Here is a 6,273-nt window from a genome sequence, read left to right on the forward strand (position 1 = left end):
CTAATCCTTTCCACCAACAACCCAGCGATGATACGCAATGATGAACTGGTCAAGATCGCCGTCTGAAAAAACAGACTCAACGTTTCCTGTTTCTGCTCCCGTTCTTAAATCCTTAATGAGCTGATAAGGATAAAGAACATAGCTCCTAATTTGATTTCCAAATGAGATTTCTCTCTTTGGACCACGGAGCTCGTCAAGCTCAGCTTCGCGTTTCTCTTTTTCAATCTCATACAAACGGCTGCGCAAGATATTCATTGCCGCAGCTTTGTTCTGTAGCTGGCTGCGTTCGTTTTGACAGGTTACTACTGTTCCTGTTGGAATATGTGTAATACGAACTGCCGAGTCCGTAGTGTTAACTCCTTGGCCTCCTGGACCAGATGCATGATAGACATCAATACGCAGATCATTGGGGTCAATATCAACCTCAATATCTTCAGGAAGAACAGGTAAAACTTCTACACCAGCAAATGATGTCTGTCTACGTTTCTTATCGTCAGTAGGAGAAATTCTTACAAGACGATGCACGCCCTGTTCTGCACGAAGCATGCCATAAGCATTCTTTCCGCTTACCGTAAAAGTTGCGCGGTCAAGGCCAATAACCTCTGCTGCAGGTGCATCATTGATGTCAACTTTCCAACCACGACGATCACAATATTTGAGATACATGTGAAAAAGCATTTCACACCAGTCTTGAGACTCAAGACCACCTTGACCAGGCTTAATGGTAACAATCGCATCGCCGTGGTCAAGTTCATCAGTAAACCAGCTTGAAAGTTCAAGTTCTGAAAGGTCTTTTTCGAGAGATACTGCCAACGCGCGAGATTCATCAAATGATGCTTGGTCTCCCAGCTCTGTTCCAAGCTCAAAAGCAGCCTCAGCATCACCAAGTTTCTCTTTAGCCCTATCGATACCAGCGACATCATCGCGAAGCGACGCTAGCTGAGTCATTATTTTTTGTGCAGCTTCAGCGTCGTCCCAAAAATTGGGACGAGCGCTTTCTGCCTCAAGTTCTGAAATTTGCTGACGCTTCTCAGCGAGATGAAGATACCCTTCTATCTCAAAGAGACGCTCCGCCAAAGCTTGGAGCGAAACAACCTCTGTATCAGCCATTCTTACCTGTTTCGGCCGTGGCAGTTCTTAAACTTTTTGCCACTTCCACATGGGCAAGGATCATTACGACCAACATTAACGTAAGGATTTGGATCGTCAGACTTACGGTAAGTAGACACAGAAGACTGGCTGGCGCCGGTTCCCTGTGGGCTCTTGCCAATGGCTGCTGCATTCTTAAGCATGCTCTTACCTTGCTTAAACGCCTTTTGATCACCGTCAGTCTCTTCTCCACCAGAATATTGAGCATTTTGGAATGCCTCTGTCTCAGTATTCTGACGTGGACGATTAACCAACTCAAGACGAAGAATAGTACGAAGGAAGTCCTCATACATGGTATTTACAAGCAGTGTAAACGCTTCATATGCCTCAGTCTTATACTCAACTAAAGGATCACGCTGGCCAAAACCGCGAAGACCAATACCCGTCTTCAAGTAATCCATCTCCTGAAGGTATGCCATCCAACGAGTATCAATAACGCGAAGCATTACCTGAGCAGCAAGCTCTCGCATAACTTCTTCACCGAGCTTCTGGGTTTTCTCGTCAAAGGTTTTTTGAACGAATGCGGTGACATCCCCTTCAAGCTGCTCAAACTTAGTATCCTCGGAAAACTCTGGAAGGTCAGTCTTACCAGTAAGCTCAGAAAGCCATTTCTCAAGACCCTCAAGATCCCACTCATCAGCATCTCCGTAGCAAAACTCCTCGCAAACACGCTGAGTAGTGGAAGCAGTAACCGTTTCAATGAGTCCCATAAGATCCTTGCCATCAAGAATCTTGTTTCTCTCTGCATAAATAACCTGGCGCTGCTTATTCATAACATCGTCGTAATCAAGGACGTTCTTACGCATTGCAAAGTTGACTTCCTCAACCTTGCGCTGAGCGCCTTCAACGAGCTTAGTAACAATCCTTGCCTTGATTGGCATATCGTCAGGAAGCTCATAGCGCTGCATCATTGCCGCAACGCCGTCCATACGATCTCCACCAAAGCGACGCATTAGGTCATCTTCCAAGGATAGATAAAACTGGGTCTGACCAGGATCTCCCTGACGACCAGAACGACCACGAAGCTGGTTATCAATACGACGGCTCTCATGGCGCTCAGTACCAATAACGCACAAACCGCCTGCATCGGTTACTGCCTCACGCTCAGCAGCACAGATTTCCTTAGCTTCTTTGTGAGCAGTTTCTTTTTGCTCCTGAGTGGCCTCAGCTGGCTCAATTCCCTGATTACGAAGGATATCTTCTGCCATAACATCTGGATTTCCGCCCAGAAGAATATCTGTACCACGACCTGCCATGTTAGTTGCGATGGTAACAGCACCCTTGCGACCGGCTTGAGCAATAATCTGTGCCTCACGCTCATGGAACTTAGCGTTCAGAACATTATGCTTAATACCGCGCTTTGAAAGAATACGAGAAATACGCTCAGAGTTGTCAATTGAAACGGTACCAACAAGTACTGGTTGACCGTTTTGGTGACGCTCTTCAACATCTTTGACAACAGCTTCAAATTTAGCGTCAATAGTACGATAAACAAGGTCATCAAGATCCTCGCGCTTAACAGGGCGGTTAGGTGGAATAACCTGAACAGGAACGTGATAAACCTCGCGGAACTCTGCATCCTCAGTCATTGCGGTACCGGTCATACCAGAAAGCTTGTCATACATAAGGAAGTAGTTCTGGAGAGTAATAGTTGCCAGAGTCTGATTCTCTTCCCTCACTTGCACATTTTCTTTTGCTTCAATTGCCTGATGAAGACCTTCAGAATAACGACGACCTTCCATAATGCGACCAGTAAACTCATCAACAATCTTAACTTCACCGTCAATGACAACATACTGCTGGTCACGATGGAACATATACTCAGCCTTCAGCGCCTGCTGAAGATGATTAACTAGCTGACCAGACTCATCGTTATAGATATCGTCGATGTTGAGAGCACGCTCGACCTTCTCGAGACCAATCTCAGTTGTTGCGATAGTGTGCTTTGCCTCATCCATCTCAAAGTCAACGTCTGGAATTAAACCGCGAACTGCCTTAGCAAAATCTTTATATGTACCAGCAGATTTAGTGCCAGCACCAGAAATAATCAGAGGAGTACGAGCCTCATCGATAAGGATGGAGTCAACCTCGTCGACGATGGCGTAATGATGACCACGCTGGACGCGCATCTCTGGGCGAGTAACCATGTTATCGCGTAGGTAGTCAAAGCCAAACTCTGAATTTGTGCCATAAGTAATATCTGCCTCATACGCAGGCTTTTTAAGGCTCAAACGCATACCGTTTTGCAGAAGACCGACGGTAATGCCTAAGAACTTGTAGATGGTACCCATCCACTCACTGTCTCGTTTAGCTAGGTAATCGTTAACAGTAACAATGTGAACGCCCTCGCCGCTCAGTGCGTTAAGGTAACCAGCCAGAGTAGAAACAAGCGTCTTGCCTTCACCGGTCTTCATCTCTGCAATAGTACCCTTATGAAGTGCAATACCACCGATAAGCTGAACATCAAAGTGACGCTGACCAATAGTTCTTACCGATGCCTCACGCACCGTTGCAAAAGCCTCTGGAAGAAGATCATCCAGACTTTCTCCTTCAGCATAACGAGCCTTAAACTTATCAGTCTGAGATTGGAGCTCTTCATCACTCATTGCTTGCATTGTTGGCTCAAGCGCATTGATCTTCTCGACAATACGTTGATATGCCTTAAGGTCCTTGTCAGCACCAAAAGACAGAATCTTAGAGAGGAAATTAGGCATAGCTTTTCCTTGACGTCGGGTATCTATCTTCGATTGATAGACACAATATTCAACTCATATATCATACCCCGCCTAACTGCTTAAATCACACTACATGGCGTCGTAAAATCCTAATTTCGTTATTTCTCCACCACTAGTTTCTATTGATTCTTTTCCCTTTTCTGCGCCCGCAATCATCCTAAGCTGTTTAGACGGCATTTTTCTACGCTTCATAACGTATTTCTGTACATACAAATCGTAATAATGTTGTGCATCTTGCGCTCGACCACATTTTCTAAGCGCTTGAATAAGTGCCATGAGCGTGTCTTCTCGCATATCGTCAACAAGGTAGGCAAGCTCTGCAAAATGCACTGCAAGCGTATAATGAGTAATCCTCAAAGCGGCTGCTGAAGCTATCACCATGGTATCTATGTATTGATCTCTCAAAGCAATACGAATAGGATCTGCAAATCTAAAGCATTCATCCTCGGGCAGATATAAATCACCTTGATAAAACTTCTCTACTTGCTTGGCCAGATGCACTATGTCTTCATCACTATTTGATGACGCCACACTCTTTGCTAACTGCGTAAAAATATCAATATCTACCGTTACTTGCTGGGAATTAAATCCAAGTGTCTTTTCAATCCGAGATGCCTCTAGGGGTTCACAGTCTTTTTGAATCTCCTGCACTTCTTTGCGAATAACTCGAGTTGCTTGATACAGACGCTCTTGCCAGTGGCCCTGATCAGCCTCTGGCCAAATCTGCTGTGCAATTTGTGACCTAAAACTCATATGATTGTGAGCAAGCGCCAAATACACAAGCAGTGCCTTTGCCGAACGATAGGCAATTTTTCTACCGGCAATCTCCTCTCCTTGAACCGACAAACTAAATCTGCCGAGAAGAGCGATATACACCCCCGGGTGAGCGTTCTTTGTTCGCTCCACATGCAAATTCTTTACCTCAGGGTTTCCAGTTATGGAAACCGTTGCTCCCTGTTGAGAATTTCTCCATTTTGTTACGTCTCGCTTACCCTCATTTGAACGTAAATAATGGAGCCATTCTTCTGGGACTTCCTGTTCTAAACACTGCTGAAACTCAGATTCATCTGACAAAAGTGCTCTTATAAGCCACATGGCATTTTCAGGAACTCCATACTCAACAACATCAAGCCAGACAGGGGAGTGTCCTTTCACACTCTTAAAGAGAGCCTTGTATATTGTTCTACATACTGCTTTTAGCGATGGATGGGTAATTGCTTGAAGGCTCTTCTCTGTGGGCTTAACTCCCAAAAAGAATCCCGCAATATCTTCGATTATCTTTCCCACCTGCGCCACATATATTGAGTTCCATTCCCTGCTCAGCATTACCGCTCTTCTTGCCTGGAGCTGAGCTTTGGGATACGCTCTGCTTCTAAGGCTGAGAAAAGCTCCAATAAGAAGCGCAGGTACTTGAATCACACGATTACCCTGCAGCTCTGACTGACTTATAAGTTGTTCAGTATCATATAAATTACCTACAGAAGAGCTCTTTTCGAAAAGATAGCGAGCGCATTTAAGTAGCCCAACAGAACCCTTAAGTGCGCCTGCTTCGCCTTCTTGTAAAAAGGAAAGTGCACTTAAGCTACGAGAGTCAAATTCTTTTTGGTATACACCTAGTAATACGTAAAGCAATTCAATATCAGCTGTTTGAATTGAAGAGGTTATAGAAGAAGTTTTCTCGTACTGTTGCTCAAGAAGCAGTAGTTGAAGGGCATACTTAAAATTTCCTTGCATACCTAAATCAACTGCACGTTTATGTAGTGCAATTTTCTTCTCCAGCTGGCTTAATTCAGGATCTTCCTTTAAAGGCGACATAGGCTTTTGCAAAAGTAACTTCAATAAAGTCATATAAGCTGTTTGCTTGAGAAAGCCATTGAAAGATGTAAGGTTTTCAAATGTTGTTTCAGCATCTTTAGCAATTATTGGATTTTTTGTATTAGACAGTGCGTCCACCATTCTTTTTGCGGCTTTCTTACTGGAATTTTCTAGCGTGCAATCAGAATGTGTAGCAGTAAGCGCATTATCTACCAACTCAATATATCCAGCATCTACAAACTCTGCTGCATGAGAAAGCACAATTTCCCAGGTAATCTCTTCTCTAACCAGAGAACTTACAAATGCAGCCTTAGAAAAATCTTCTCTATCAATCAGCAAAGCTATAGCTTTCAAGATAAGTTTTTCATGCTTGCTCGCCAAAGCCACGAGCTCCTGTTTATTAAAATTCAACACATCAAAGCATGTAACATGAAGACACGAAAAACGCTTGGTTTCTACGTGTACACCAAAGAATGGTGCATCTTGTTCTATCTTAGCCAGATACTCAAGATCAGCTTGACCACATATACGGCTCAAATCATCAAACGAACCAACACCAATCAACATCATGCCA

General features: G+C 44.2%; 3 protein-coding genes (1 of these 3 cut by a window edge). All 3 read right to left on the reverse strand.

Going from position 1 to position 6,273, the window contains the following annotated elements:
* Nucleotides 1-1,110, reverse strand: a complete 1,110-nt coding sequence (gene prfB, locus APAR_RS06600) for a peptide chain release factor 2 (RefSeq protein ID WP_012809369.1) — start codon at nt 1,108-1,110, stop codon at nt 1-3.
* A 2-nt stretch (nt 1,111-1,112) separates the two neighbouring features.
* On the reverse strand, nt 1,113-3,863 hold the full coding sequence (gene secA, locus APAR_RS06605; RefSeq protein ID WP_012809370.1) for a preprotein translocase subunit SecA: 2,751 nt from the start codon (nt 3,861-3,863) through the stop codon (nt 1,113-1,115).
* Nucleotides 3,864-3,953: 90 nt separating this feature from the next.
* A protein-coding gene (locus APAR_RS06610) for an AfsR/SARP family transcriptional regulator (RefSeq protein ID WP_169302138.1) crosses the window boundary here: on the reverse strand, nt 3,954-6,273 show its 3' portion. 311 nt of this gene lie beyond the right edge of the window; 2,320 of the gene's 2,631 nt are visible here — the last part of the coding sequence; its start codon lies beyond the right edge, outside the window — the gene reads right to left on this strand; its stop codon occupies nt 3,954-3,956.

Origin of the sequence: Lancefieldella parvula DSM 20469, from assembly GCF_000024225.1 — a bacterium.
Classification (GTDB): domain Bacteria; phylum Actinomycetota; class Coriobacteriia; order Coriobacteriales; family Atopobiaceae; genus Lancefieldella; species Lancefieldella parvula.

Bases quoted from the DNA above. Each gene is read 5' to 3' on its own strand.
- prfB (WP_012809369.1), bottom strand. From the start codon at position 1,110: ATGGCTGATACAGAGGTTGTTTCGCTCCAAGCTTTGGCGGAGCGTCTC.
- secA (WP_012809370.1), bottom strand. From the start codon at position 3,863: ATGCCTAATTTCCTCTCTAAGATTCTGTCTTTTGGTGCTGACAAGGAC.